General features: G+C 34.6%; 25 protein-coding genes. 12 read left to right on the forward strand and 13 right to left on the reverse strand.

Translation table 11 applies throughout. From position 1 onward, the window contains the following. Window positions 1–29: 29 nt before the first annotated feature. From H5V42_RS09285 to bglX, 6 genes are all read right to left on the reverse strand, one after another. Window positions 30–1,643 carry a family 20 glycosylhydrolase gene (locus H5V42_RS09285; RefSeq protein ID WP_185782885.1) on the reverse strand — a complete coding sequence of 538 codons (1,614 nt, stop codon included), beginning with the start codon at window positions 1,641–1,643 and terminating at the stop codon, window positions 30–32. A gap of 9 nt (window positions 1,644–1,652) precedes the next feature. Further along, window positions 1,653–2,321: a GDSL-type esterase/lipase family protein gene (locus tag H5V42_RS09290; RefSeq protein WP_185782886.1), complete on the reverse strand. Its 669-nt coding sequence runs from the start codon at window positions 2,319–2,321 to the stop codon at window positions 1,653–1,655. After that, complete coding sequence (locus H5V42_RS09295) at window positions 2,311–2,802, reverse strand: DUF1643 domain-containing protein (protein ID WP_185782887.1); 492 nt, start codon at window positions 2,800–2,802, stop codon at window positions 2,311–2,313. Before H5V42_RS09295 ends, H5V42_RS09290 begins: the two co-directional genes overlap by 11 nt. Then, complete coding sequence (locus H5V42_RS09300; protein WP_185782888.1) at window positions 2,802–3,680, reverse strand: alpha/beta hydrolase; 879 nt, start codon at window positions 3,678–3,680, stop codon at window positions 2,802–2,804. Before H5V42_RS09300 ends, H5V42_RS09295 begins: the two co-directional genes overlap by 1 nt. Window positions 3,681–3,836: 156 nt before the next feature. Continuing rightward, window positions 3,837–4,523, reverse strand: coding sequence for an aquaporin Z (aqpZ, locus tag H5V42_RS09305; protein ID WP_185782889.1), 687 nt, complete (start codon window positions 4,521–4,523; stop codon window positions 3,837–3,839). 155 nt (window positions 4,524–4,678) lie between these two features. Further along, a complete protein-coding gene (gene bglX / locus H5V42_RS09310) occupies window positions 4,679–6,931 on the reverse strand; it encodes a beta-glucosidase BglX (RefSeq protein ID WP_185782890.1) in 2,253 nt (750 codons plus the stop codon). Between the two features lie 155 nt (window positions 6,932–7,086). Between bglX and mazG the strand changes: the two genes are divergently transcribed. The 5 genes from mazG to H5V42_RS09335 are packed head-to-tail and all read left to right on the forward strand — an operon-like array spanning window position 7,087 to window position 11,731. Next, on the forward strand, window positions 7,087–7,872 hold the full coding sequence (mazG, locus tag H5V42_RS09315; protein WP_185782891.1) for a nucleoside triphosphate pyrophosphohydrolase: 786 nt from the start codon (window positions 7,087–7,089) through the stop codon (window positions 7,870–7,872). Window positions 7,873–7,906: 34 nt separating this feature from the next. Next, the gene (locus tag H5V42_RS09320) at window positions 7,907–9,277 is read left to right on the forward strand and encodes an MATE family efflux transporter (RefSeq protein ID WP_229665681.1); all 1,371 of its coding nucleotides are present in this window, start codon (window positions 7,907–7,909) and stop codon (window positions 9,275–9,277) included. After that, on the forward strand, window positions 9,277–9,504 hold the full coding sequence (locus tag H5V42_RS09325; protein WP_185782893.1) for a hypothetical protein: 228 nt from the start codon (window positions 9,277–9,279) through the stop codon (window positions 9,502–9,504). The genes H5V42_RS09320 and H5V42_RS09325 overlap by 1 nt, the downstream gene beginning before the upstream one ends. 2 nt (window positions 9,505–9,506) lie before the next feature. Then, window positions 9,507–10,076: a phosphatase PAP2 family protein gene (locus H5V42_RS09330; protein ID WP_185782894.1), complete on the forward strand. Its 570-nt coding sequence runs from the start codon at window positions 9,507–9,509 to the stop codon at window positions 10,074–10,076. Further along, a complete protein-coding gene (locus H5V42_RS09335) occupies window positions 10,073–11,731 on the forward strand; it encodes an ArnT family glycosyltransferase (protein ID WP_185782895.1) in 1,659 nt (552 codons plus the stop codon). The genes H5V42_RS09330 and H5V42_RS09335 overlap by 4 nt, the downstream gene beginning before the upstream one ends. Here H5V42_RS09335 and H5V42_RS09340 read toward each other — a convergent pair. From H5V42_RS09340 to meaB, 3 genes are read right to left on the reverse strand one after another with little or no spacing between them, the layout of a single operon-like run. Continuing rightward, entirely contained in the window at window positions 11,728–12,600 is an 873-nt protein-coding gene (locus tag H5V42_RS09340) for a lysylphosphatidylglycerol synthase transmembrane domain-containing protein (RefSeq protein WP_185783030.1), read from the reverse strand. The genes H5V42_RS09335 and H5V42_RS09340 overlap by 4 nt on opposite strands. After that, a complete protein-coding gene (locus H5V42_RS09345; RefSeq protein WP_185782896.1) occupies window positions 12,581–13,543 on the reverse strand; it encodes a glycosyltransferase family 2 protein in 963 nt (320 codons plus the stop codon). The genes H5V42_RS09340 and H5V42_RS09345 overlap by 20 nt, the downstream gene beginning before the upstream one ends. Before the next feature lie 34 nt (window positions 13,544–13,577). Further along, on the reverse strand, window positions 13,578–14,612 hold the full coding sequence (gene meaB / locus H5V42_RS09350; protein ID WP_185782897.1) for a methylmalonyl Co-A mutase-associated GTPase MeaB: 1,035 nt from the start codon (window positions 14,610–14,612) through the stop codon (window positions 13,578–13,580). A 113-nt stretch (window positions 14,613–14,725) separates the two neighbouring features. On the opposite strand from meaB, the gene H5V42_RS09355 reads away from it, so the two are divergent. The 4 genes from H5V42_RS09355 to H5V42_RS09370 all read left to right on the forward strand — a co-directional run bounded on the left by H5V42_RS09355 (window position 14,726) and on the right by H5V42_RS09370 (window position 17,830). After that, window positions 14,726–15,154: an organic hydroperoxide resistance protein gene (locus H5V42_RS09355; protein ID WP_185782898.1), complete on the forward strand. Its 429-nt coding sequence runs from the start codon at window positions 14,726–14,728 to the stop codon at window positions 15,152–15,154. Between the two features lie 133 nt (window positions 15,155–15,287). Then, on the forward strand, window positions 15,288–15,824 hold the full coding sequence (locus tag H5V42_RS09360; RefSeq protein WP_185783031.1) for an RNA polymerase sigma factor: 537 nt from the start codon (window positions 15,288–15,290) through the stop codon (window positions 15,822–15,824). Further along, window positions 15,814–16,407, forward strand: a complete 594-nt coding sequence (locus H5V42_RS09365; RefSeq protein WP_185782899.1) for a hypothetical protein — start codon at window positions 15,814–15,816, stop codon at window positions 16,405–16,407. Before H5V42_RS09360 ends, H5V42_RS09365 begins: the two co-directional genes overlap by 11 nt. Continuing rightward, window positions 16,382–17,830: a hypothetical protein gene (locus tag H5V42_RS09370; RefSeq protein ID WP_185782900.1), complete on the forward strand. Its 1,449-nt coding sequence runs from the start codon at window positions 16,382–16,384 to the stop codon at window positions 17,828–17,830. Before H5V42_RS09365 ends, H5V42_RS09370 begins: the two co-directional genes overlap by 26 nt. 54 nt (window positions 17,831–17,884) lie before the next feature. Here H5V42_RS09370 and msrA read toward each other — a convergent pair whose 3' ends face one another. Together msrA and H5V42_RS09380 are read right to left on the reverse strand one after the other, a co-directional pair. Continuing rightward, entirely contained in the window at window positions 17,885–18,559 is a 675-nt protein-coding gene (gene msrA, locus H5V42_RS09375) for a peptide-methionine (S)-S-oxide reductase MsrA (protein WP_185782901.1), read from the reverse strand. A gap of 56 nt (window positions 18,560–18,615) precedes the next feature. Further along, on the reverse strand, window positions 18,616–19,299 hold the full coding sequence (locus H5V42_RS09380; protein ID WP_185782902.1) for a metal-dependent hydrolase: 684 nt from the start codon (window positions 19,297–19,299) through the stop codon (window positions 18,616–18,618). Window positions 19,300–19,366: 67 nt separating this feature from the next. Here H5V42_RS09380 and H5V42_RS09385 point away from each other — a divergent pair, with 67 nt between their 5' ends. The 3 genes from H5V42_RS09385 to H5V42_RS09395 all read left to right on the forward strand — a co-directional run bounded on the left by H5V42_RS09385 (window position 19,367) and on the right by H5V42_RS09395 (window position 21,675). Continuing rightward, a complete protein-coding gene (locus H5V42_RS09385; protein ID WP_185782903.1) occupies window positions 19,367–20,038 on the forward strand; it encodes a peptidoglycan DD-metalloendopeptidase family protein in 672 nt (223 codons plus the stop codon). A 789-nt stretch (window positions 20,039–20,827) separates the two neighbouring features. Further along, complete coding sequence (locus tag H5V42_RS09390; RefSeq protein ID WP_185782904.1) at window positions 20,828–21,064, forward strand: hypothetical protein; 237 nt, start codon at window positions 20,828–20,830, stop codon at window positions 21,062–21,064. 392 nt (window positions 21,065–21,456) lie between these two features. Beyond that, window positions 21,457–21,675, forward strand: coding sequence for a hypothetical protein (locus H5V42_RS09395; protein WP_185782905.1), 219 nt, complete (start codon window positions 21,457–21,459; stop codon window positions 21,673–21,675). Window positions 21,676–21,686: 11 nt separating this feature from the next. Here the strand turns inward: H5V42_RS09395 and H5V42_RS09400 are convergent, their stop codons facing one another. Beyond that, the gene (locus tag H5V42_RS09400; RefSeq protein ID WP_185782906.1) at window positions 21,687–23,243 is read right to left on the reverse strand and encodes an amidohydrolase family protein; all 1,557 of its coding nucleotides are present in this window, start codon (window positions 23,241–23,243) and stop codon (window positions 21,687–21,689) included. A gap of 7 nt (window positions 23,244–23,250) precedes the next feature. After that, window positions 23,251–25,770, reverse strand: a complete 2,520-nt coding sequence (locus tag H5V42_RS09405) for a M14 family zinc carboxypeptidase (protein ID WP_185782907.1) — start codon at window positions 25,768–25,770, stop codon at window positions 23,251–23,253. Window positions 25,771–25,794: the final 24 nt, after the last annotated feature.

Below are 25,794 nucleotides of genomic sequence, written 5' to 3' on the forward strand. Positions count from 1 at the left end.
AAGTCGTTCAGTACCATGTCTGAGCGGCTTTAATTTTTCTCAATTTTTTTGTAAATATCTTTTTTCTTTTTCCAGTCTACTTTTGAAGACGGATAGTAATTAACATCATTCTCATCTAAAAAAGGTTGTTGGTCTGCAAGTCTTTTTTTGTAATCTTCCCAATTTCTGTCTTCCGCTTTTGTCCATCCTAACTCTGCATAGCCAATAGCTCGCGGAAAAGCTAAATATTCCAATTCTGCACTATTACTAATAGTTTCTGACCATAGGGGAGCTTCAATACCAAGAATTTGGTCTTTTGATAACCCTTCTACATAAGTTTCGGGGTCCCAATTGTACCCTTCGTCAACCTCAATGTAAGCTGCCCAATGTAGACCGTGAACAGAGAGGGAATCATACTGCATATCTAAATAAGCTTTCTTAGCAGGAGACATCAAAATTTTAGACCCTTTAGCTGCTGCTGCAAGTGCACTTTCGGGTTCATTCCATAACTGTCCAACGGTTGAGGAGTCAATCGCAGCTTGTGCAATTTCATTCCATCCGATAGCCTGCTTACCGTGCTTTTGTACAATTTTCTCAACTTTTTCTACAAAATGAATGTAGTCTTTCTTTTTAGTTACATGACTTTCATCGCCTCCTATATGAAAATACTTGCTTGGAGATATGGCAGCTATTTCTCTAACTACATCGTCTAAAAAGGCATAAACAGTGTCTTTACGAGCATCAAAAGTGCTAAACCCTACACGGGTTCCTATATAGTTCTGTACAGGTAAACCATTACCGTTTAAAACAGGATAGGCAAAGGAAGCCGCATTGGTATGCCCTGGCATATCTACTTCAGGAATGATTTCAATATGTCTTTCAGCTGCATAAGCCACTATTTCTTTAAACTCTTCTTGGGTATAAAACCCTCCTTTGCCACCACCAACTTCTGTTTGTGCACCAATTTCTGTAAGTTTTGGCCATGATTTAATCTCGATTCGCCACCCTTGGTCATCTGTTAAATGCATATGAAACGTATTGAACTTATAGTAGGCCAGTAAATCAATAAATCGTTTTACTTCATCAACTGTAAAGAAATGTCTAGCAACATCTAGCATGGCGCCTCTGTAGTCAAAATTAGGTTCATCTAAAATTTTCCCAGAGGGTATTAGCCACATGGGGGCATCTGATAGGGTGTCATTACTTTTTTCTGGAAGTAGTTGTCGTAAGGTTTGAATACCTCTGAACGCACCTGCCGCAGTTTTGGCATTAATGAGTATGGAATCGTTTTTAATATATAACTCATAGGCTTCTTCTGATTGTAATTCTAAAGAATCTGTCTGATTGATAAAAATGATACGCTCTACCGTTTCACTGTCGAAAGTATTTACAGGAATATCTAGATTTAATTTTTCTTTTAGTTTTTCAGAAAGATAACTACCTACTTCTTCAAACCCTTTAAAGGTTTGATTTGTGAAAATGGCTGTGCTTGAATCTAAACCAAAAGCAGAGTTGGTTGCAATTACTTTTGCAGGCTTTGGAATTAGGCTATTTTGTGCAAGGTCTGTTTTTGGATAGTCAATTTTTTTCTTTGGAGAGGTGCATGCTACTACCAAAAGAATAACAAAAAGGGTCTGCGTTAGTTTAAATGCTAGCTGTTTCATGTATATTGATTAATCTAAATGCGGTTTTATTTGTTGGTACCAAAGGTCGTAACCAGTTGAATTCATATGTAAGCCATCTTCAATAAAAAGCGATTCATTTACTTTTCTTCCATTTAACATAATATCCCAAACATTTACAAAAACAAGGTTACCGTCTTTTTCGGCCCATTTTTGTATGCTTTTGTTTAGGCGTTTGTATTTACCTTTTAATTTCCAACGACTTATGCTTGGTTTAGGAGATATAAAAATAATGTCTGAGTTAGGGCTTTTAGTTCGTATACGTTCAACAACTTGCATCATTTGCTTCATTATGTTACGCTTACTTTGTTTAGCACTAATATCATTATCGCCTTCATAAATAAATACCTTTTCTGGTTTATAGTAAATAACCAATTCCTCAAGAAACATAAATAAGTCAGATGTGGTTGAGCCACCAAATCCGGTATTGAGAATTTGATGTTCAGGAAAGCGTTCTTCTAAATCTTTCCACAGTCGCACACTTGAGCTTCCTGTAAAAACAATTGTTGGTTGGGTAGCATCCCACACAGAATCATATTTTCTTTGTATAGCCTCTACTTCATTAATAAATTTTGCAGCACTCGAATTTTGAGCATAACAAGAACTAGTGGTAAAAATGAGTATAAAGAATACTATTAAAAGGCTGCTATTAATTTTCATATTTTGCTTTGAATGGAATTAGTGAGCTATTAGCTTTTATATATAGCGGGTGTTTTGGGCTACCACTTTTGTTATAGGCTAATACGTTAGCATTAGGAAAAAGCGATTTTAATTTACGGTTCCTTTGTTGTTCATAAACAAGAGAAAAATTTCCCCAAACAAATACTACATCTACAGCATAATTTTTGGCAATAGTTAACCATTTATCATTCTCAGAAAGTCTTTCTAGGTTTTTTAATTCAGCCGGTTTTGTTGCAATTCTAGGAAAACAATTGCCTATGATAAACCCACCATAATTATTGTGCTTTGCAATTAAACCTATTTTTTTGGTGGTAGGATCATCATTAACTGCATTGGCCTTAGACGGATTCAACCCTATAAAAAGCACCTTTGGCAAAGTAACATTCCATGTACGCCAAAGTAAGAAGCGGTACTTTTTACAATCGCTTAAAATGGCACCTTTTGGGGTATCAAAGTTCATTAATTCTTCGGTGTTACAATACCTTCTGCTACACTCCATTCATAAAAACGCTCAATCCAACTATCTGATGGTAACCCTTGTTTACGCATACCAAAACCATGACCACCTTTTGCATACATATGTAGTGCAACTGGTTTTTTAGCTTGTAGCATAGAAGTATATAAATCTACAGAACCTATAGCTAATCCTAAAGGGTCATCTGTTGCACAAATAATAACCATCGGAGGCATATCATCTTTAGGCTTTTGAACAGGCATGGCATCTGTCCAAAAATAAACTGGCACCAGAAAGTCTGGTCGAGACTCAGTCGTATAATTGTATCCTACGCCCATTGTAACCGCGCCACCGGCAGAGAAACCCATAAAACCTATTTTATCTGGATTTACCATATATTTTTCAGCATTTTGCCTAACGTGTTTAATGGCATTTAATCCGTCTTGAATAGAATAGGGGATAACCTTAGCAACTTCTTCTCCAATTTTTTGCGGGTTTTCTTGGCTTAAACGCGAAATGTCAGCAACACCATCTTCACCAGTAGGAACTAAATGATATTTAAGTACAAAGGCAGTAATACCTTTATCTGTCAACCATTTAGCTACCATATTACCTTCACTTTCAATGCTCAGGGCATAAAGCCCACCTCCAGGTGCTATGATAACAGCAGTACCAGTATTGTTTTCTTCTGAAGGTCTAAATACCTCCATTGTAGGTTTAGAAACATTGGTAACCACTTCTGTCTGCCAGATAGTTGACATATATTCTTTCTCAGGGTTAGACCAAAATACCTCTCCAGTATGTTCTTCTGGTAAATTCACTATTTCTTGTGCTGAAATCACCAAAGAAAACAGTAAAAATAATCCTAATAGCTGCTTTTTCATTTGTTTGTTAGTTTGATTAAAAATAAGGTTTATTTGATTTAATAACTAAGATTGTTTAAAACCAATGAGTTGAGCTTAAAAATACCTTGGTACTTGGTTATACAAAAAAGCCCATTTCAAGTTGTAAGAAATGGGCTTGCATTAAATGAATAGTACTTATTCATGATTAGGGGAAATAAATTTATAAACTATACCTGCTAATATTGCTCCAATTATTGGAGCAATCCAGAAAAGCCACAATTGCTCAACTGCCCAACCACCAGCAAAAAGGGCTTGACTTGTACTACGAGCTGGGTTTACAGAGGTATTTGTTACCGGGATACTAATAAGATGAATTAAAGTTAATCCTAAACCTATAGCTAAACCTGCGAATCCTTTTGGGGCTTTATTATGTGTTGCACCAAGAATAATAATTAGAAACATAAATGTCATCACAATTTCTGTCACAAGAGCTGATACCATACTGTATCCACCAGGAGAGTGTTCTCCATAACCGTTGGCGGCGAATCCACCTATTTCAAATCCTGGTTTACCAGAAACTATTAGGTAAAGAATTGCTGCTCCGGCTATACCCCCCAATAGTTGAGCTATGATGTAGGGTACAAGTTCTTTAGTTTCAAATCGACCACCTGTCCATAATCCAATAGTTACTGCTGGATTTAGATGACATCCTGAAATATGACCTATGGCATATGCCATAGTGACTACGGTTAAACCAAAGGCAAGTGCAACGCCTGCAAAGCCAATTCCTAGTTCTGGGAAAGCTGCTGCTAAAACAGCACTTCCGCAACCACCCAATACTAACCAAAGGGTTCCAATAAATTCTGCAATTAGTTTTTTCATAATGTTCAGTTATTAGTTAGATAAAACAAGGGTTAATACATTTTAAATTAACCCTATAATGATATTATGACACTAATTTTTAAGATAGGTCACTTATATCTATCTAATACTAAACGTATTAAAGTTTTTTTGTAGAGATTAGATAAGTAGTTTTATTATTTAATTTTGAAACTCTTGGTAAGTCCGTTAGTAGAACAACCACCTACCATAACGGTAAATTGTCCAGGCTCAACAACTAAATTGTAATCTTGATTGTAAAACCCAAGTTCTTCAGTGCTTAATGTGAATGTTAACGTTTCTGAGTTTTTGGGTTCCAGCATAATTTTCTTAAACCCTTTTAACTCTTTAACAGGTCTTACCACACTAGCCACATGGTCTCTCAAATACAATTGTATAACTTCTTCCCCGGCAACATTACCGGTGTTAGTTACAGTTACGGTAACGTCAACAACATCACTATCCCCTACCTTAACAGATAAATCGTTGTATTCAAAAGTTGTGTAACTTAAACCGTGACCAAAAGGGTATACCGGACTGTTTTTTTCATCGGCATAATGTGTCCAAAAGACTATTGGTTTTTTGTCTGGTCTGCCAGTGGAGTAATGATTGTAATACAGTGGTAATTGCCCAACACTTCTAGGAAAGCTCATGGGTAATTTGCCGCTTGGGTTATAATCACCAAATACTACTTGTGCAATGGCATTACCACTTTGACTACCTAATTGCCATGCTTCAACAATTGCTGGTATATGTTCATCTTCCCATGTCAAGGTTAGCGGACGACCATTCATTAGTACTAAAACAATGTTCTTGTTAACCTCATAAACGGCTTTTAATAGTTCTGGTTGCAAACCCGGTAAATCGAGTTTTGTTCTACTTCTACCTTCACCACTCATAAAACCATGTTCTCCTAAAACCATGACCACAATTTCTGCATTTTTAGCAGCTTCAACAGCTTCAGAAATTCCGGTTTTATCAGTTGAATTGATAGTGACATGATGAAGAAAATCGGAATTATCATCAAATACCTTTGGTCCTTGAACAAATGTGTAGTCGGTAGAATAAGCATTAAATCCTTCTAATACAGAGATTGCAGTATTATCATCAGAAGCCAAACGCCAGCTTCCGAGAGGACTATTTTTATCGTCAGCCAAATCACCAATGACAACTATGTTTTTTTGTTGCTTGCTTAATGGAAGTAAATTGTTTTCATTTTTAAGTAAAACAATACTCTTTTTAGCCATTTCTAAAACCCCTTGATGATGGTCTTTGTGATTTAAACTAGTCTTTTCTCGTTCAGGGTTACAATATTTAAAAGGGTCATCAAAAAGACCAAGTTCGAATTTTACACGCAAAATTCGTTTAACAGCATCGTCAATTTTGGCTTCATCAACCTTACCTAACTTCACAAGATTTGTCAAATGTTTAATGTAAGCAGTAGCCTGCATATCCATGTCTGAACCTGCATTAACTGCCAGTTGGGCTGCATTTTCTAAATCTGTTGCAAAACCATGAGCAGCAAGTTCGCCTATTGAATCCCAATCAGAAACAACAAAACCATTGAAGTTCCATTTTTCTTTTAAGATTGTTTGTAGTAACATGGAATTTCCTGTTGCGGGCACACCGTTAATGATGTTAAAAGCGTTCATAAAAGTTTTTACATCTGCATTTACTGCTGCTTTAAACGGAGGTAACACCATATTATATAAGGTGTTGGTTCCAATATCAACAGTGTTATAATCTTTTCCTGCTTCTGCAAAACCATAAGCTGCAAAATGCTTAGCGCAAGCAGCAATGGTATTGGGAGCACTTAAATCGGTTCCCTGGAATCCTTTTATTCTTGCTTCCGCAATTTTAGAACCAAGAAAAGGGTCTTCACCACCACCTTCCATAACACGGCCCCAACGTGCATCTCTAGAAATATCAACCATAGGTGCAAACGTCCAATTTAAGCCAACGGCTGAAGCTTCATCAGCAGCAATACTTGCAGACTTTTGTATGGCGTCTAAATCCCAACTGGCAGATTCAGCCAAAGGAATAGGAGCTTGTACTTTATAACCATGAATAACATCAAACCCAAAAAGTAAAGGAATACCTAATCTACTTTCTTCAACAACCAATTTTTGGAGTTCTCTTACTTGTTCTACACCATGTACATTAAGCATAGACCCTACCCATCCTTTTTTTAAATGCTCATATTTTAAAGAGGCATCTCCATTTTCTGGGAGGGGTCCGGTAACATCCCAGAAACCATTGTATTGATTCATTTGTCCAACTTTTTCTTCGAGGGTCATTTTGGCCAACAATGCATCAATTTGAGATTCATATTTAGATTGTGCCATTGCGTTTTTGTTTATGGTAAAAGCCAAAATCAGTAAGATGATTTTTACCAGATTTTCAATTTTCATGATGTAGAATTTATAGCTGCATACAAGGTATTATTGTATAATTTTTTTAGAAAGGATATTTATCAGGTTTTAGTTAATAACTAAAGATTTCTTTTAAAGCCAAGTTCAGTTAAATTCACAGAGCCTTTGTAGTTTTGATTTTTGAAATGTTAACTATGAATAGCAGGGAAAACCAACTAAAAGCTTTTGATAGGCTTTTAACTATTATGGATGAACTTAGAGAACAGTGTCCATGGGATAAAAAGCAAACTTTACAAAGTCTGCGACACCTTACCATTGAAGAAACCTATGAGCTTGGTGATGCTATTTTAGATAATGATTTAGAAGAAGTTAAAAAAGAACTTGGAGACCTATTACTACACATAGTTTTTTATGCAAAAATTGGTTCAGAAACTCAAGATTTTGACATAGCAGACGTGGCTAATGGCATTTGTGAAAAGTTAATAAATAGACACCCACACATTTATGGAGATGTTGATGTGGCAAATGCAGAAGACGTAAAAAAAAATTGGGAGGCTATAAAATTAAAAGAAGGCAAAAAAAGCGTTTTAGAAGGGGTGCCTAATAGTTTACCAGCTTTGGTTAAAGCTAATAGAATTCAAGAAAAGGTAGCAGGCGTAGGTTTTGATTGGGAAAAACCTGAACAAGTTTTTGAAAAACTACAAGAAGAGTTGGCAGAACTTAAAGAGGAAATTAAAAAAAATGATGCTGATAAGATAGAATCAGAATTTGGTGATGTCTTGTTTTCAATGGTTAATTATGCCAGGTTTTTAGATGTAAATCCTGAAAATGCTTTAGAAAGAACCAACAAAAAATTCATGGGTAGATTTCAGTATTTAGAGGTAAAAGCAAAAGAACTTGGTAAGCATTTGGGTGATATGACTTTGTCAGAGATGAATGTGTATTGGGAGGAAGCTAAACAACAGCAACTTCAGAACTAGTTTCAGCTACTTATTTAATTTAAAAATAGAGGTCATCAAACAATACACAAAAGAATTCTTATACAATCTAAAATTAGCATACCCTGTAATTCTGGGAATGCTAGGGCACACGTTTGTGGCTTTTGCAGATAATGTCATGGTGGGGCAGCTTGGTACTGCCGAACTAGCGGCAGTATCTTTAGGCAATAGTCTGGTTGTATCATTTATGTATGTGGGTATTGGTTTTTCTACTGCTATAACGCCTTTGGTGGCAGAAGCTGATAGTGCAAATAAACCCAATAAAGCCAAACGCGTATTAAAACATGGTATAGTTTTATGTACCGTTTTAGGGGTAGTACTGTTTTTATTGATTTTAGCTTGTAAACCGCTATTGTATATGGCTAAGCAACCAAAAGAAGTTGTTGATTTAGCAATACCGTATTTAAATCTAGTAGCGTTTTCAATTATCCCCATGCTGATTTTTCAGGCATTTAGACAATTCTCTGAAGGAATGTCTCAAACAAAATTCCCCATGTATGCCACAGTAATTGCTAATGTATTGAATGTACTTATCAATTATCTTTTAATATTTGGAAGTTTTGGCTTTCCAAAAATGGGCATTATAGGGGCAGCAATAGGCACCTTGGTATCTAGGGTGGTAATGTTATTTTTCCTCTTTTTTGTATTAAAATATAAAGCAAAGTTTACCGCATTTGTTTCTAATTTCAATTTTAAAAAGTTAGAAAAAGCAATGTTTTCAAAATTGATAAATCTTGGTTTTCCATCCTCAATGCAAGTTTTTTTTGAGGTTGCTATTTTTACTGGAGCTGTATGGTTAAGCGGTGTTTTAGGAAAGAATGCTCAGGCTGCAAACCAAATTGCTTTGAATTTAAGTAGTATGACCTATATGGTTGGTATTGGTTTAAGTGTAGCAGCTATGGTTAGGGTCGGAAATCAAAAAGGATTGCAAAACTTCTCAGAATTAAGGCGTATAGCAAAATCTGTATTTTTTCTGACTTTGGTTATTGAAGTAGTATTTGCTTCGTTATTTCTAATTTTTAGAGAATGGCTGCCTACGCTGTATTTAGATGAAAATGATATGGTTAATAAAATGGATAATCTTGAAGTAATTGCTTTAGCAGCTAAATTACTATTTGTAGCCGCCTTTTTTCAAATTTCAGATGGTATACAAGTTGTTGTTTTAGGAGCCTTACGCGGCCTACAAGATGTTAAAATACCTACGGTATTAACTTTTGTAGCTTATTGGTTAGTCGGCTTTCCAATTTCGTATTATTTAGGACTTTATACCAATTTAAAAAGCACCGGAATTTGGATTGGACTTTTATCAGGTTTATCAGTATCTGCGGTATTGTTGTATATTCGATTTCATCTTTTAACTAAAAAATTGATTCTTAATCAAGCATAATGGATTTACCTAAATTTTTACTTGGCGATAACACAGATTATCCTAACGGAATTTTCATAGTTCATACCGAATATCCGAGATTTATTATTAACCTAGAAGATGATCAGGTAGAGTGGTTAGAAGAATTTTCAAAAGAAGATGAAGAAGAGTTGGCTACAGAAGCTGAAAGTCTAATTGAAGCGGCAGTTGCTTTTTATGACAGAGAAGTTTCTAGATATGATGACTAATTATGCTAGAAAATTTAATTAAAAAAGACCAAGAGCTTTTTTTATATTTAAATGGTCTTGGAACAGAGACTTGGGATGGTTTCTGGATGTTTTTATCAGGTAAATGGAGTGCTTTACCACTATACATTCTTTTGTTATTATTGGCAATAAAGTTTTTAGGCCTAAAAAAAACAGGATTACTTTTAGTTACCATTGCACTGCTAATTACCTGTACAGACCAGCTTTCTCAATTTTTTAAATACGGTTTAGAACGATTACGACCCTGCCATGAAGAAGAAATTTTTAAATACATGCGTTTGGTAAAATCTTACTGCGGAGGTAAATACAGCTTTTTTTCTGCTCATGCAGCTAATTCTATGGTAGTGGCCACTTTTTTTACCCATCTTTTTAGAAAAAAAGTTCCTTTTTTGGGTGCTTTTTTAATAGCTTGGGCAATAGGTGTGGGTTATAGCCGAATTTACATAGGCGTACATTACCCAGCAGATGTGATAATGGGTATGTTTGTTGGTGTATTTTTTGGTTGGTTATTTTATAAACTTTTCAGGTTTACAGTTTTAAAATTGAATATTTGATTTCCTCCACTAGATATTGGTTTTTAATAGCGTTAATTGTCTTAGTTTACGTAGCAGGCTTATTTGTAACGCTTTTTGAAAATGACTCTGCTCAGTTCGCAGTTATGGCTATGCGAATGGTTCAAGAAAATGATTTTATAAATTTATTTAAAGGACCAAATGAATACCTAGACAAACCTCATATGCATTACTGGCTAGCAGCATTGTCTATGAAAATTTTTGGTATCCATCATTGGGCGTATAGAATTCCAGGGGTATTAGCCATTTTTTTAGGAGCTTACAGCTGTTTTGGATTAGGAAAACTATTATACAGTAAACCCGTTGGTAGATTTGCAGCATTAATTTTTCTTACTTGCCAAACCATTGTGCTTAGTGGCATAGATGTTAGAACAGATGCCGTTTTAACAGGTTTTGCAATTTTATCAATATGGCAATTAGTGGCATATATAGAAAAAGACAATCTTAACAACTTACTGTTGGGTGCTTTTGGCGCAGGTATGGCTTTTTCAACAAAAGGTCAGATTGCTTTGGTGGTCATTGGCATTTGTATTCTTTGTCATTTAGCCTACACCCGTAAATGGAAAATGCTTTTCAGCTGGAAAGTTCTGGCTGCTCTAGCCATTTTTGGTTTTACAATTGCGCCTATGCTGTTTGCGTATTACCAACAGTTTGATTTGCACCCAGAAAAAGTTATCCGTGGAAGAACAAATAGAAGCGGAATATTTTTCATTTTATGGGAACAAAGTTTCGAAAGAATGAGTGGGCAAGGCGTAGGTAAAAATAGTAGCGACTACTTTTTCTTTTTTCACACTTTTCTATGGGTATTTCTGCCTTGGACAGTCTTAGCTCTGTACGCTATTTGGTGGCGAGGAAAAGCATTTGTGAATCTAAAATTTCGTTACCAAAAAGGTTTTGAATTTTTAAGCCTAGGCGGTATTGTTATAATTATGTTCATCATAAGTTTTGCACAATTTAAATTACCGCATTATATGAATGTTATAATGCCTCTATTTTCAATCTTAACGGCATCTTACATTCATAAACTTTACAAATCAGCCAAGAAGGTAGAAAAGAAGACCTTATTAATTGTACAACACTTTATTCTTTGTTTGGTTTTTATTTTTAGTGTTTTAGTCTGTTTTTACATATTTCCATTTTCTAAATGGTATGCCTATGTATTGTTTCTTATTTTATTAGGAATGATAGTGTATTACGCATTAAAAATTGAGGCGCCCTATATGAAATTGGTTACTTTATCAGTAGCGAGTTCTTTGCTATTAAATTTGGTTATGAATATGCAATTTTATCCAGATTTATTAGGGTATCAAGCGGGTTCTACAATGGCACAAGTAATTAAGGAGCAAAACATTCCTGTAGACAAGATTTATAAAATTTCTGAAGAACATACCTGGGCTTTAGATTTTTACAATAGAAAGCCTGTTAAAATAACTACGTTGACAGAGCTTTCTACAAAAAAAGATGTTTGGGTATATGTTAATGAAAAAGAGATGGACGCACTTTTTCAAGCTAATTTTGATTGGGACCAACAATGGACCGTAGATAATTTTAGAATAACCAGATTACAGGTAAAGTTTTTAAATCCCACAACACGCGGTAGTAAACTAAACAAAAAATATTTGTTGCACCTGTACTAGTCTACTGTGGTTAGTTTTGGTTTTTTAAAATGATAACCTATCCCTGTAAGAGAAACTAAGGCAGTAATTAAAAAGAAGACAAAACTAATACCAATTGCTGTTCCGGCATCTAAACCCAACCATTTAGAGCCATATAAAAAAGTAACCTCTCTACTACCAATACCACCTATAGTTAATGGTATTACTGAAACTACCGAAGAAACCATAAAAATAAAGAGGTAGGCTAATTCATTTATGTTCACGCCTAAAGCCAGCATAATGCAGTATGTGGCTCCTAATTGAATTAGTTGTAGAACAGCTGAATACCAAAAAGAACCCCAAAAAGCGGGCAAAGCATAGGAGAACCATAGCTTATTTATAAACCAAAAAGTAAGTATTCCAATAGGTATGGCTAGCCATAAAATCCAATCGTATCCATTTAGAAAAGGGAGTTTTACAAAATACGCTAAAGCAAGTGCATAAATTAAAATGAGCAACATACCACTAAGTCTATCAAGCAATAAAACGCCTACTACTTTTTTAGTTCCTGTTTTAAACTGTTTTTGAATTACGTAACCTTTATAAGCATCTCCGCCTATACCTCCTGGCAGAAATAGATTGTAAAACATACCTAACAAATAAAGCTTTAGGTTACTTAGTTGACTCAATTTTACATTAATAGTATGAAAATATAAATTCAATCTAAAAGAATTTAGCACCTTAGAAAGTACAAATAGTAAGATAGCTAAAGACAGCCACCACGGATTGGCAGATTTTAAAACTTTGGCAACTTCAGTAAAATCTATTTTGGTAAAAATAAAATAGAGTAGGGCAGCACTAACTATTAGTTTTACTAGTGTAGTTAAAAGTTTACGCTGCTTTTCCGTCACCAATGCTTACTTTTTTAATTCGGTATGGTCTTTTGCTTTGAGATTCGTAATAGGTTCTAATTAGCAACTCCATGACAATACCAATGGTAAATAATTGAATTCCACCTAAAATAAACATCATTCCGAAAATTAATAAAGGTCTTGTTCCAATATCTTGACCAAAACCAAACTTTACAATAAGTAGATACATTTCTATAAATACTCCAAGAATGATTAAGAGAAATCCAAAAATTCCGAATAAGTGTATAGGTCTTTGAAAGTATTTACGAATAAATAGCAGTAACATCATATCTGCAACTACTTTAAATACACGTTCTAGGCCGTATTTAGATTTACCTGCATGCCTGGCATGATGTTTAACGGGTACTTGTTTTATTTGTGCACCTTCTAAAAAAGCTAAAAGAGTAATAAAGCGATGCATTTCACCATAAAGATTCAAACCTTTAGCAATGTCTTTTGTAAACACTTTTAGAGCACAGCCGTTATCTTTAATATCTAATTTTGTTACCCTTCTAACCAGAAAGTTTGCAATTTTAGAAGGTATTTTCTTTACTAGTGAATCTTTTCGTTTTTGTCGTATACCGGTAATTAAATCGTATTCACCTTCTTCAGCCAATGCTAACATTTGCGGAATATCAGATGGGTCGTTTTGTAAATCACCATCCATGGTAATAATATAATCGCCCTGAGCATAATCAATACCGGCAGCTAGAGCCAGACTTTGACCGTAATTTTTTTTAAGTTGAATTAGATGAACTAAACTATCATCCATTTCTAAAACCACTTTTCTTGTTTGGTCAGTAGAAAAATCGTCGACGTATACTATTTGATAGTTGTAACCCTTTAGACTTTCGTGTATTTTTTCTGTTAATAGCAATACATTGTCTTGTTCATTATAAAGTGGAACAACTATTGAAAGAAAAGCATTGGTAACCGGACTCATAGGAAGGCTTAAAATCGGCCCAAATTTAGGGTTTTTATTTATGAAATGAATTTACCAATTTACTTGCTGCTCTAAATGGAGAAATTGCCTTAGTTTCTATCTGTTTTAGGGTTTCTTCTACTGCAGATGTAAAGCCTTTATCTTCAAAATAAACTGCCTTTAATAGGTTTTCTACATTTTGTAAAAACCACTGTTTTAGTTGTTTTAAACGATTGTCTTCTAAATAACCATTGGTTGCCATTTGTTTGTAGAATTCATTAACTAACGACCAAATGTCTTCAATACCTTGTTTTTCTGTAGAAGATGCCAATAAAACCTTTGGTAGCCAACCATTTTCTTTTGGCGGATATAAATGCAAAGCACGTTCAAATTCTACTTTTGCTAGTTTAGAGGGCTTTACGTTATCGCCATCGGCTTTATTGATTACAATAGCATCCGCCATTTCAATTATACCTCTTTTAATGCCTTGTAATTCATCACCAGCACCAGCTAATTTTAATAAAAGAAAAAAATCAACCATACTGTGAACAATAGTTTCACTTTGACCTACTCCAACGGTTTCCACGAGAATAACATCATACCCAGCAGCTTCGCATAACACTATAGTTTCTCTGGTTTTTCTAGTAACACCACCTAAGCTAGTTCCTGCTGGTGAAGGCCGAATAAAAGCAAGAGGGTCTTTAGCTAAGGTTTCCATTCTAGTTTTATCACCCAAAATACTTCCACTGCTTAAGCTACTTGTAGGGTCAACTGCTAAAACCGCTACTTTTTTACCATGGGTAGTTAGGTGTTTTCCAAAGGCTTCTATAAAGGTACTTTTACCAGCACCGGGCACCCCAGTTACCCCAATTCTTATAGTTGTATTGGTATGTTTAATACATTTTTCTAAAAGTTGATTTGCCAATTCATAATGAGCCAATTTTGAACTTTCTACTAAAGTGATAGCTTTAGATAACGAGGCACGGTCATTAGATATAAGACCATTGTAAAGCGTTTCAATATTAAAAAGTTGTTCTTTTTTGAGTTGTAGCGCTTTTCGCTTTGCTTCGTTTTTTAGCCTGTTTTTCAATTTTTAGAATTTATTTAAACCTTAAAGGTAGAAGTTTCACAGAAATTTAATAGTTGGTATTTAGAGGATGAACCATCTATTCGTAAATTTTCAATGATTTTAAAACAGATATAATGAAAACAATTTTTGAAACTTCAGCTACAAATTCCGGCGGTAGAGCTGGCCACGTTAAAAGCGAAGATGGAAATATAGATTTAGATATTAGAATGCCAAAAGCAGATGGCGTTCAACCAGATAACTCTACAAACCCTGAACAGTTATTTGCAGCAGCATACTCTAGTTGTTTTGCTGGTGCATTACAACATGTAGCCAAAGAAGATGGAATAGATGATTTAGGAGATTTTAATGTAACGGCAACGGTTTCATTTAATAATGACGAAGATGGTTTTTTCATAGAAGCTACCTTAGATTCTTATTTACCTACCGTTGATAAAACTAAAGGTGAAGAATTAATTAACGCAGCTCATGAAATTTGTCCTTATAGCAAGGCCACAAGAGATAATATTACAGTGCACTTAAATTTAATGGTTGAAGTAGACTAGCACCATTTTATATACATAATAGTTAGAAATCCCGCTACGGCGGGATTTTTTAGTTAAAAAGTGTTAAAATGAATCTGTTCTGCCACATTAACTTTTTTCTAAAGTCCTTAAATTAAACAACAGCAATCCAACCATTTTGTTAGTAGAGCTCATAAAAAAATGTAAAGCTAATGACCGTAAAGCGCAGATGATGCTTTACAGCAAATATTGTGATGGAATGTTTTGTGTAGCGATGCGATTTGTGAAAAATGAAGATGATGCAGAAGATATATTACAAGATGCATTTATAAAAGCTTTTCAGCGTCTAGACCAATTTAGCGGAGAGGTAAGTTTTGGAGCATGGTTAAAACGCATTGTAGTCAACCGAAGCATAGATTTTTTAAAAGCACAACATCAAAAAACAATAGCATTAGATGAAGGTTACATGCATGTTACTGAGGATGAGAATTGGAGTGTTGAACATGAAGTTGATTTAGAAGAAATTAAAAAACTGATTTCTGCATTACCAGAAAAATACAAATACGTTGTACAGTTGTTTTTAATAGAAGGGTATGATCACAGTGAAATTTCAGAAATATTAGGAATTACTGAAACAGCATCAAGAACAAGATTGTTGCGAGCTAAAGCAAAATTAAAAGAAGAACTTAAAGCATTGAATTATGGCACATGATTTAAGAGAGTTATTTGAGAAGGAAAGAAGCCAAAAGCAATTTCAGATGAAAAAAGGTCATGAGGATCGTTTCTTAGACCTCTTAGAAAAAGAATTACCAGTAGAAGATAAAAGGTCTTTTAACTTTTGGTGGTTGGGTATTGCAGCTTCGGTTACCATCTTGGTAAGTGTAGGTGTATATTTTATAACACAGCATGGTAAACAGACAGAGATGCCAACCCAAGTAGTTTCTACTACCAACGCAGATATGCCTAAGCAAAATCAAATAGGTTTAGGAGACTTATCACCAGACTTGCAAAAGCTAGAAACCTATTATGTAGCCAATATAAATTTAGCGTTATCCAAGGTTGAGATTAGTGATGACAACAAAGAAATTGTTGATGGCTATTTAGAACAACTAGAAGAACTCAATCAAGAATATATAGCGCTTAATTCAGAATTAAATGAAATTGGACCAAATGATCAAACAATTGCGGCCATGGTTCAAAACTTGCAACTACGTGCACAATTGTTGCAAAAGTTAAACGAGAAATTAAATCAATTAAAAACGTCAAAAAATGCACAGAGTAACCATATTATTTAGTGTCACCCTATTGCTCATATCAGTTAGTATTAGGGCACAAGAGTCTAAAACGTTTAAAGAATCTTTTAAAGTAGCCAATGATGCTGTTTTAGCTTTGAATACAACGCATGCAGATATTGAATTTGAAACTTGGGATAAAAACGAAGTGGAGATTATAGCCACAATAACTTTAGAAAATGCGAGTAAAGAAGAAGCCGAAGAATATTTTAAAAACAATCCGTTAAGTATTTCTGGTAATAGCAGTCTTGTAGAGGTAAGTACAAATAATAGTACCTCATGGTTACATTCATTTTTAGGAAGTGATATCGACTTTAATTTTGATTTTGAACCCTTTTTCGATGCTATTGAAATTCCTGATTTACCAGAGATTGCGGTTTTACCAGAAATGCCGCCTTTACCGCCAATGCCACCCGTACCCGTAAAATCTTTTGACTACCAAAAGTATAAAGAAGAAGGAGAAAAGTACATTGAAGAGTGGAGTGAAGAATTTGCCGAAGGTTTTGATGAAGAATATCAAAAAAAGATGGAAGAATGGGGCAAGCGTATGGAAGAGAGAGCAGAAGAGTGGGAAGAACGCAATGCCGAACGTTTAGAACGTATGGAAGAACGTATGGAAAAAAGAGCCGAGGAAATGGAAAAACGCCAAGAAGAAATTGCCAAAAGAAGAGAAGAAATCATGGAAAAGCGTATGGAAGCGCATGAAAAACGAAGAGAGGCTCATGAGAAAAGAAGAGAGCATGTTATTTCAAGGTCTAGTGATGATGGTTCTTCTAGTTTTTACTTTATTTCTTCAAGCGGTGATAATAGTAAGTATCAAGTAAAAAAGACCATTAAAATTAAAATGCCAAAATCAGTTAAGCTTAAAATGAATGTAAAGCACGGAGAGGTTAAGTTAGCAGCAAATACTAAAAATTTAAATGCAAGCTTGCGTTACGCAAGCTTGCTTGCTTCAGCTATTGATGGTGATGCCACAGAAATAAATGCTGCCTATTCACCAATGGTGATAGAAAATTGGAATGCGGGTAATTTGAGTGCCAAATATTCTGATAAAATTAAATTAGCCACGGTAAAAAACTTGCGATTAAATGCCACCTCTTCAAATGTTTTTATTGGTAGAATAGTAGATGACGTTTACATAGTAAACGATTTAGGTAAAACCCAGATAGAAACTATAGATTCCAATTTTAAACACGTATATATTTCTACCAAAAACGGAGAGCTAAATAGCGGACTACCTCAGCAAGAATTCAATCTAAAAATTGTAGATAAATTTTCTGAAGTAAACTATCCTAAAAATTTAAAGGTAAGTGTTGTTAAGAATGATGGTAGTTATATTATTGAAGGTTGTAGAGAAATTAAGAAAAACACCAATCCTTCTTTTGAAGTAAACACCTCTTATAGTGAAGTTGTATTAAAAGACTAAGGTCAAGTAAGAAAACCCAAATCGATTACTACTTGACCTTGGTTTTTTAAATGCTTAATGAGCACTTTCCTTTAGATACTCCTTAAAATTTTCTTTAAATCTATTTAGTCTTGGTATAGAAACCGCTTTAACGTAAGAGTTATTAGGGTTCTTACGCTCAAAATCTTGATGGTATTCCTCAGCCTTCCAAAATTTATCAAATTGAGTTACTTCTGTAACAATTGGTCTATCGTACACCATTTCTTTTTCTAACAGTGCTATATAGTCGTGAATAATCTTTTGCTCTTTTTCATTCTTATAAAAAGCAATTGAACGGTATTGTGGTCCGCGGTCTGGTCCTTGCCTGTTTAAAGATGTAGGGTCATGTGAGCCAAAAAATACCTGAACCAAGGCAAAGAAAGAAATCTCTTCTGGGTCATAATAAACCTCTACAGCTTCGGCATGTGTTGTTCTGCCGTAGCCTACATCTTCATAAGTTGGATTAGCTTCTTTACCACCTGAATAGCCTGAAACTACTTCTTTTACGCCTTTAACGCTTTCAAAAATAGCTTCAACACACCAAAAACAACCACTAGCAAAGTAAGCAGTTTCATAATCTTGTAGTTCAGCCTCAGTAAAAACTTCTTTTTCTGAGGGTTCATTAGCAGCAGCTAATTGTGGCTTTTTCTTAGTATTAGATTGGCAAGAAAAAACAACAAGTAATCCTATTAAAAGAAAAATCTTCTTCATAACAATTTTTGAGTTTAGTAGTAATTCATTTAAACACCTTACAAACTAAGGTTAAACTATAGCGTAATACTTTCCCCAATTTCTAAAAGGGTTAATGATTTGTTTTTTGATTTAAAGTGATTTATAGCCTGTTCCTTGTCAATTTCAATATAAGGGAAGGTATCAAAGTGGTAGCCCAAAACGGTATCGCATTCTACAAAATCAGCGGCAATTGCAGCGTCTTTATATCCCATAGTAAAATTATCACCAACGGGTAGTATTGCTAAGTCTAATTTAGGTGATGTCATTGGAATTAGTTTCATATCCATAGTTAAAGCGGTATCACCTGCTATATAAATACATTTGTCATCTGTATTTAAGACAAAACCTCCTGGATTACCAGCATAAGTGCCGTCTGGTAGTACAGAGGAATGAATGGCAGTAACATATTTTAGTGTTCCAAAGTCAAACGTTTTACTACCACCATGATTCATTGGATGGCCATTAATACCTTTTTCTCCATAATAACTAACAATTTCGTAGTTTGAAATTAAAGTAGCTTCCGGATTGTTTTTAGCTATTTGTTCAACATCTAAAACATGATCTTGATGCCCGTGAGTTAACAGAATATAATCTACATTAATAGCATCAACATCAATTGAATTTGCTTTCTCATTACCAGATATAAAAGGGTCTACGATAAGTTTTTTATCCCCAATTTCTAGCAATAAAGTTGATTGTCCTAAAAAGGTGATTTTCATTGTCTTTTTGTTTTTTTCTGAAATTACTAAAATACTGTTGCAATTAATATCTTTAGCTGTCAAAGTTATGTTAGAATCTATTTTACAGCAGCTAGGAAAATCTGAAAACATTAGGTTGTTTCACCACAATATGAAAAAGGCTGCCTTTTGTAGCTTAGATTTATCAGTGAGCAATACGGAACTTAATGGTGTTAAGATTTCGAATCCTGAAGAGTGTCAAATCTATATTGATGGGGTTTTGAAAAGAAATGGTGCACAAGTTGCGTTTGGTGGCTATTTAGAGGAACGAAAGTTATATGAAGAATCTTCTCATTTTTCTCAAGGTGCTACTAGAAATATTCATTTAGGAATGGATTTTTGGTGTGATGCCGGAACCCCTATTTACACACCTATAGCTGGTAAGGTACACAGTTTTAAAAATAATTTCACTGTAGGTGATTATGGCCCAACTATTATTTTGGAGCATACCTTAGAAGGCTACAATTTTTATACCTTATATGGTCATCTGTCTTTAGCTTCATTAGACGGTTTAACTGAGGGTAAAGAATTTAAAAAAGGGCAAAAATTGGCTACTCTAGGTGAAACTGCTATTAACGTAAACTACGCACCGCACCTACATTTTCAATTGATAAAAGACGTAAACAACAACTATGGTGATTATCCTGGAGTATGTGCAAAAGTAGATGTAGCTTATTATGCAAACAACTGCCCAGACCCAAATTTGTTGTTTCAATTTTAAATAAGTGTCGATTAACTACGAATAACCGTCGATAAGCGGTAGTACAAGCATCGTTCAGTGGTCGAAGAAATAAATCACTTCATCTTTTTAGCCTTCGTTAACCGAAAAAACAGAAGGGTTTACCGAGTAAACTAAGGGGCTGTAACAGCTAAAAATACATTTACCTCATTAAAACGATTATGAAGATGAGGGTATTTTTAACACTATTCGCTGTTTGTTTTTTTAGCATCAACAGCTTTTCCCAAACGGTAAATGAGCATACTATAAAAGTAACTGTAAAGACGCAACAGGTAGTTGTAAAAAAGAAGAAACTAAAAAAGAAAGCTCGTAAACCAATTTCAAGGGTTTATTTATTTAAAAATACCAGAATCAAAAAAGAATTGGGTTTTAGAACCTTTAAGAAAAGACCAAAACTAGTTTAAGTATGTGGTCTCATTATGTATTGACCCTATTATTAGTATTAGGTTGTTTGTTTTCCATTTTCAATATCTACTTAAGTATTGTCGCTTTAAAAATACACGTTCGACCTAAAAAACAATCAAAAATGAAGATTGTGCGCTAAACTAGAGCTTATTTATAGGTTTAAATAAAGGTTTGTTGGAGTTTCAAATCGGTAAAATGCACGTTGTTTCGGTAAGGTGTTTTTGTAGGAAAAAACACTCATCGATGATAAAATACACTTTATCTGACAAAATGTTTTAGAACGAAAATATTGTGTCGGTAAACGACCAAAATCGCTGCCAGGGTAGGGCTGGAGATACCTTTGAAGTGTATTCAAAAGCCCAAATCATGAAAACAATCTTAACCTTAATCTTCGGAATTTTTATTAGCACTGCTGCTTTAGCTAACACTCCAGCACAAGTAGAAAAAGTAAACACTATTGAAATGGGTGTTGAATTAAACATCTCAATTGAAAAGAAAGAAGCTACTACTTTAAAAGTTGCTAGACTTTATAAAGACAAAAACTACAGAACTAAAAAAGCTTTGACATTCACTACAAAAAATAACAAATCTAAATTGGCTTAATCATGATAGAAGTATATTTAATGTTGACTACTTTAGGTTTAAGTTTGACTTTTGCACTTGTAGTATTCTTTTTTAACCTTAAAGTAAAAAGAGTAATTGACCAAAAAGACTAAAAATATTGCAATTAATGTATTAACATAATTGCCAAAGAAGTTTCTAATTAGTTGTTTTTTAATGATTTGAACCACCTATTTTATAGGTGGTTTTTGGTTTTATAGGCTTTTTACTTTAGTAATGCCATATCGACTAATGGTAGATGAATAGTAAGGTAAGTGTCGACTAATGGTATTAAACTACAGAAAAATGCTATTTAACGATTTTTATGGATCTAAATCGAGCAAACTGGCACCGTTCGTCTACAGCCTATAATATTGTAGTCCCAAATCAAGGTAATGAAAGCAATACGCAACATAGGAGTCTTAGTAGTTTTTACACTAATCATAACTACATTACAATCTTCAACTTCTACAACAACTACTATATCTGAGACTCAAGAATTAAAATTACATGAGTCTAACGACGAACAAGCCATGTTGAGTTTATTTAAAAACTCTAGAGTTAGAAAAGAATTAAAGTTTAAAACAAAGAGAAACAAATCTAAATTTGCTTAATTCAATGGAATTTATTCTACACCTGGTTGCTTTATTTTGTAGTCTTGCTTTTCTTTTTGCTGTTGTACTATTGTCTTTACGTCTTGCAAAAGTTTCTTCGCATCATAAATAATACCATCTTTAATGGTATACGTAACACCACCTACTCTCACAACTTCATTAGCTTCAGTTAACCGAATTGCTCCAGTTCCATAAAGTACTTTAAGATTTTTTAGTGGATTCTCATCTACTACAACAAAGTCAGCCAATTTACCTACAGCCACCGTTCCTATTTTATCATCCATTCCCAATGCTTCGGCACCGTTTAAAGTAGAAGAGCGTATTACTTCTAACGGATGAAACCCAGCTTCTCGTAACAACTCCATTTCTCTGATATAGGCAAAGCCATACAATTGAAAAATAAACCCAGAGTCTGAACCAGTAGTTACCCTACCACCTCTGTTTTTATATTCATTGATAAAGGTCATCCAGAGTTTATAGTTATTTTTCCATTCTACTTCCTGCTCTGTTCCCCAATCATGCCAATATGAACCATGACTTATTTTGCTAGGTTGATAAAATTCCCAAAGACTGGGTAATGTGTACTCTTCATGCCATTCAGCTCTTCTAGCACGTTGTAAATCTCTGCTTGCTTCGTAAATATTTAAAGTGGGGTCTAAAGTAAAATCTAGAGCAATTAATTCATCCATCACCTTATTCCAATGGTCAGAGTAGGGAGGAGCTGCTTGTTTCCATAGTTTACCAGCTTCTTCAAACCTATGTTGTTCATTTTGGTAATTGTAATCTAAAGGATAGTCTTGTACGGTTCTGTCTTCAAATAATGCTTCGGGTAACCCATACCAATGCTCCATGCTTGTTAAACCTGCACGAGCTGAATGAAGTACGTTCCATCTGGCAACATCCATTTGTGCGTGGTGACATGCTGAGCGTAAACCAAGTTTTTTATTTTCATCTAATGCCGCTTGCATTATTTCTGGGGGAGCTCCAAAAAATTTAATTCCATCTGCACCATCTTTCGCATTTTGGCGCACCCACTCACGAGCCATTTCCGGAGTGCTTATTTCGTTTTTACTGCCTTGTCCGAATATGGTGTGTGTAATTATTCTTGGAGCTATAATGCTATTGGCATTACTTTTTTTCTTTAAATCATTAGACCAAGCTAGACCGCGGCCACCTACTTCTCTAACCGTTGTAACACCGTGAGCCATCCACAATTTAAAGACATAGTCATAGTCGGCACCTTGTGCCTCCCCTCCAATATGGGTATGCATATCTACAAAACCAGGAAGTAAATACATTCCGTAACAGTCCAGTTCTTTGCCACCGGGTTTAAGTTGAGGTCTTTTTGTATTATCAATGGCCACACCAGGGTAACCAACCACTTTTATTTCTACTATTTTATTGTTTTCTACAACAATATCTACGGGTCCTCTTGGGGGTGCCCCATTACCATTTATTAGAGTGACACCTCTAATAATAAGTTGATTAAATGGGCCTTCTGAAAATTCGTTTTGAGAATATCCTAAAAAGCTAATAGTAGTTATTAAGACAAGAAGTAACTTTTTCATAGTTCTATTATTCTGGTATTCTAATTTTATCTCCTAAAAACAATGCATTTAAAAATAACCGGTTTGTACCATACCAAGAACCCCTAAAGTTAGGGTTGTCAGCAAATAAGATTACCCTACCGCCTCCTAATTTACTAGTGAGAATTGAGGCCGAAGGCTTCAAAAATTCTTCAACATTTTTTTGAGTTAGAAAACCATCTACATGCGGGTTTTTAGCATACTTAGCTACAGTAGCATATGCATTTTTACTGGGTTTTAACCAAACGGAATTATTTTTATATACTGGAATTTGTTGGTCTCTAAAACCAAACGCCAACGGATGTGTTAAATCTAAATCAACTTTAACAATGACTCCACCAACTTCCTCTTTTCCAATGTTTTCTCGAGCGTTTACATAAGGTAGTCTTTCAACTGTTTTAGTAGAATCGTTTTCCTTTTCTTTTAACAACTCTTCTTTAACCCATTCTTTTTCAATGACATATTTAGATGCACTACCAATAGTAATTAATGTATTTCCTTTTTTAACCCAATTTTGAAGTTTTTCTGATTGCTTTTCTGACAAACTGTATCTACCCGAAACCATAACCAAAGTGTTGTATTTATCAAAATTGATACGATTAAAGTTTCTCATCGGAATTTTTGAAATTGGCATATGCACTCGTGTATCTAGTAAATGCCAAACTTCACCAGCTTCATAAGAACTAACGCCATCTCCAATCAAAAGAGCAGCTTTTGGTTTTGTAATTGCTGACACATATCCACTACCCAAATCAATTCCTTGTGGTGTATATCCAGTACTTGCAGTATAGACAGGTATACTAAATTTTGATTGTGCCTCAGCAACTAATTTAAAAACCTCATCAGAAGACTTTTTTTGTAAACTAACAGGAATCACTAGAGTACCATAATTAAAACTTTTACTACCTGCATTGGTACTAATTGTATACGGCTTAAAAGAAGATGACAGCACTAACCCTTTTTGCTGTAAATAATGTAATGCAGCCGTTGCGTTGTAATCATCATAATCTATCAAATACGCATAATCTGTTTTCACAACAGGTGTCACTTTTATTAAGCGCTCTGTTGAAGTTATCTTATCGCCTAAGTTGAGACTATTTGTAGACGTGTACTTCATGTTATAAAAGTTAGCAACAGACCAAGCAGAAGCATCGTAATAAACACTATCTCTGTATTTTTCATAGGTTTCAAAGAAAGTCTGTACCATTCTATATTGGGGTTGTTGTGTAGGTACTACATAGCCCTCTTTAGACTTATACACATCAACCCTATGCAACAACAATTTATCGATAAAAGCTTTAGTTCTGTTTTGGTCGTATTTGTCCTCAAAATAATAGCCTTTAATTTTGCTTTTAGCGGCGTTTGTTAAAGCGCTTTTAAAGAAATCTTGTTGGTACTTTCTCATATAAGCTTTGTTTTCTACAGCAGCTTTTACGGTAGTAATACTAGAGGTATACTGATTTCTAATGGTAAACGGAAAGGTAATTTCTCCAAAAGCTGTTTTTTGAGCATGACCTCTAGAGCTAGCTTGCTCAAACAGCAAACCAAGACCACCTTGTAAATCTGGATAAGAAGAGCCATACCCAGGATAGGTACCATCAAATACTTCTCTGGTAAAATAAAAAGACCCAATGCTATCTAATGCTTTAGCGTAGTATTCACCAAATAGATTATTTAAATCTTCATAATTTTCTTTAGGCATAATAGGATCTAAAGACCCATTATCTTTCATTGGTTCAAAGAAATAGGAACTTTGACTACCCATTTCATGAAAATCGGTAACCACATTTGGGTACCATTGATGGTACCAATTAAGTTTACCTCTACTTTCTGGATTAATACCTAACAACCAATCTCTATTTAAATCAAACCAATAGTGGTTAGTACGGCCTCTTGGCCAATATTCATTATGCTCAGCATCTTGTGGGTCTGTAACATTAGGGGTGCCCTGATACATATTAGCATATTGGGTGTGTCTGTCTCTACCATCTGGATTTATAGTAGGGTCTATCATAATAATTGAATTATTAAGATAGTTTACTATTTCAGGATTATTTGAAGCTACAAACGTGTAAGCTGTTAGTAAGGCAGCTTCTGAACTAGAAGGTTCGTTACCGTGAACATTATAAGCTAGGTTAATGAAAACAGGTAAATCATCATAATTTGAATTTGATTTATTGGGATCAACAAATTCTAAATGCTTTTTACGAAGCGATTCTATATTTTTTAAATTCTCTGGGGTAGTAATGGTTAGTATAACTAGTTTTCTACCTTCATGCGTTTTTCCATACTCATGTAACGAAGCGCGGTCAGACACTTCAGCTAATTTTGATAAATAAGCAACAATTAAATCATGCCTTGTATGGTGTTCACCAATGGGATAGCCTAAAAATTCTTCAGGACTAGGTATTGTGCTATCAAAAGGATGATATTTTTTGAAGAAATAATCTTGAGCATTGGTAATGAAGAAACAAGGTAAGAGTAGAAGTAGTAGTAATTTTTTGAGCATTTGTCGGAATTTTGAGTGAATTCC

Source organism: Croceivirga lutea (assembly GCF_014235875.1).
GTDB classification, from domain to species: Bacteria; Bacteroidota; Bacteroidia; order Flavobacteriales; family Flavobacteriaceae; genus Croceivirga; species Croceivirga lutea.

Bases quoted from the DNA above. Each gene is read 5' to 3' on its own strand.
- H5V42_RS09285 (WP_185782885.1), bottom strand. From the start codon at position 1,643: ATGAAACAGCTAGCATTTAAACTAACGCAGACCCTTTTTGTTATTCTT.
- H5V42_RS09290 (WP_185782886.1), bottom strand. From the start codon at position 2,321: ATGAAAATTAATAGCAGCCTTTTAATAGTATTCTTTATACTCATTTTT.
- H5V42_RS09295 (WP_185782887.1), bottom strand. From the start codon at position 2,802: ATGAACTTTGATACCCCAAAAGGTGCCATTTTAAGCGATTGTAAAAAG.
- H5V42_RS09300 (WP_185782888.1), bottom strand. From the start codon at position 3,680: ATGAAAAAGCAGCTATTAGGATTATTTTTACTGTTTTCTTTGGTGATT.
- aqpZ (WP_185782889.1), bottom strand. From the start codon at position 4,523: ATGAAAAAACTAATTGCAGAATTTATTGGAACCCTTTGGTTAGTATTG.
- bglX (WP_185782890.1), bottom strand. From the start codon at position 6,931: ATGAAAATTGAAAATCTGGTAAAAATCATCTTACTGATTTTGGCTTTT.
- mazG (WP_185782891.1), top strand. From the start codon at position 7,087: ATGAATAGCAGGGAAAACCAACTAAAAGCTTTTGATAGGCTTTTAACT.
- H5V42_RS09325 (WP_185782893.1), top strand. From the start codon at position 9,277: ATGGATTTACCTAAATTTTTACTTGGCGATAACACAGATTATCCTAAC.
- H5V42_RS09330 (WP_185782894.1), top strand. From the start codon at position 9,507: ATGCTAGAAAATTTAATTAAAAAAGACCAAGAGCTTTTTTTATATTTA.
- H5V42_RS09345 (WP_185782896.1), bottom strand. From the start codon at position 13,543: ATGAGTCCGGTTACCAATGCTTTTCTTTCAATAGTTGTTCCACTTTAT.
- H5V42_RS09355 (WP_185782898.1), top strand. From the start codon at position 14,726: ATGAAAACAATTTTTGAAACTTCAGCTACAAATTCCGGCGGTAGAGCT.
- H5V42_RS09365 (WP_185782899.1), top strand. From the start codon at position 15,814: ATGGCACATGATTTAAGAGAGTTATTTGAGAAGGAAAGAAGCCAAAAG.
- H5V42_RS09370 (WP_185782900.1), top strand. From the start codon at position 16,382: ATGCACAGAGTAACCATATTATTTAGTGTCACCCTATTGCTCATATCA.
- msrA (WP_185782901.1), bottom strand. From the start codon at position 18,559: ATGAAGAAGATTTTTCTTTTAATAGGATTACTTGTTGTTTTTTCTTGC.
- H5V42_RS09380 (WP_185782902.1), bottom strand. From the start codon at position 19,299: ATGAAAATCACCTTTTTAGGACAATCAACTTTATTGCTAGAAATTGGG.
- H5V42_RS09385 (WP_185782903.1), top strand. From the start codon at position 19,367: ATGTTAGAATCTATTTTACAGCAGCTAGGAAAATCTGAAAACATTAGG.
- H5V42_RS09390 (WP_185782904.1), top strand. From the start codon at position 20,828: ATGAAAACAATCTTAACCTTAATCTTCGGAATTTTTATTAGCACTGCT.
- H5V42_RS09395 (WP_185782905.1), top strand. From the start codon at position 21,457: ATGAAAGCAATACGCAACATAGGAGTCTTAGTAGTTTTTACACTAATC.
- H5V42_RS09400 (WP_185782906.1), bottom strand. From the start codon at position 23,243: ATGAAAAAGTTACTTCTTGTCTTAATAACTACTATTAGCTTTTTAGGA.
- H5V42_RS09405 (WP_185782907.1), bottom strand. From the start codon at position 25,770: ATGCTCAAAAAATTACTACTACTTCTACTCTTACCTTGTTTCTTCATT.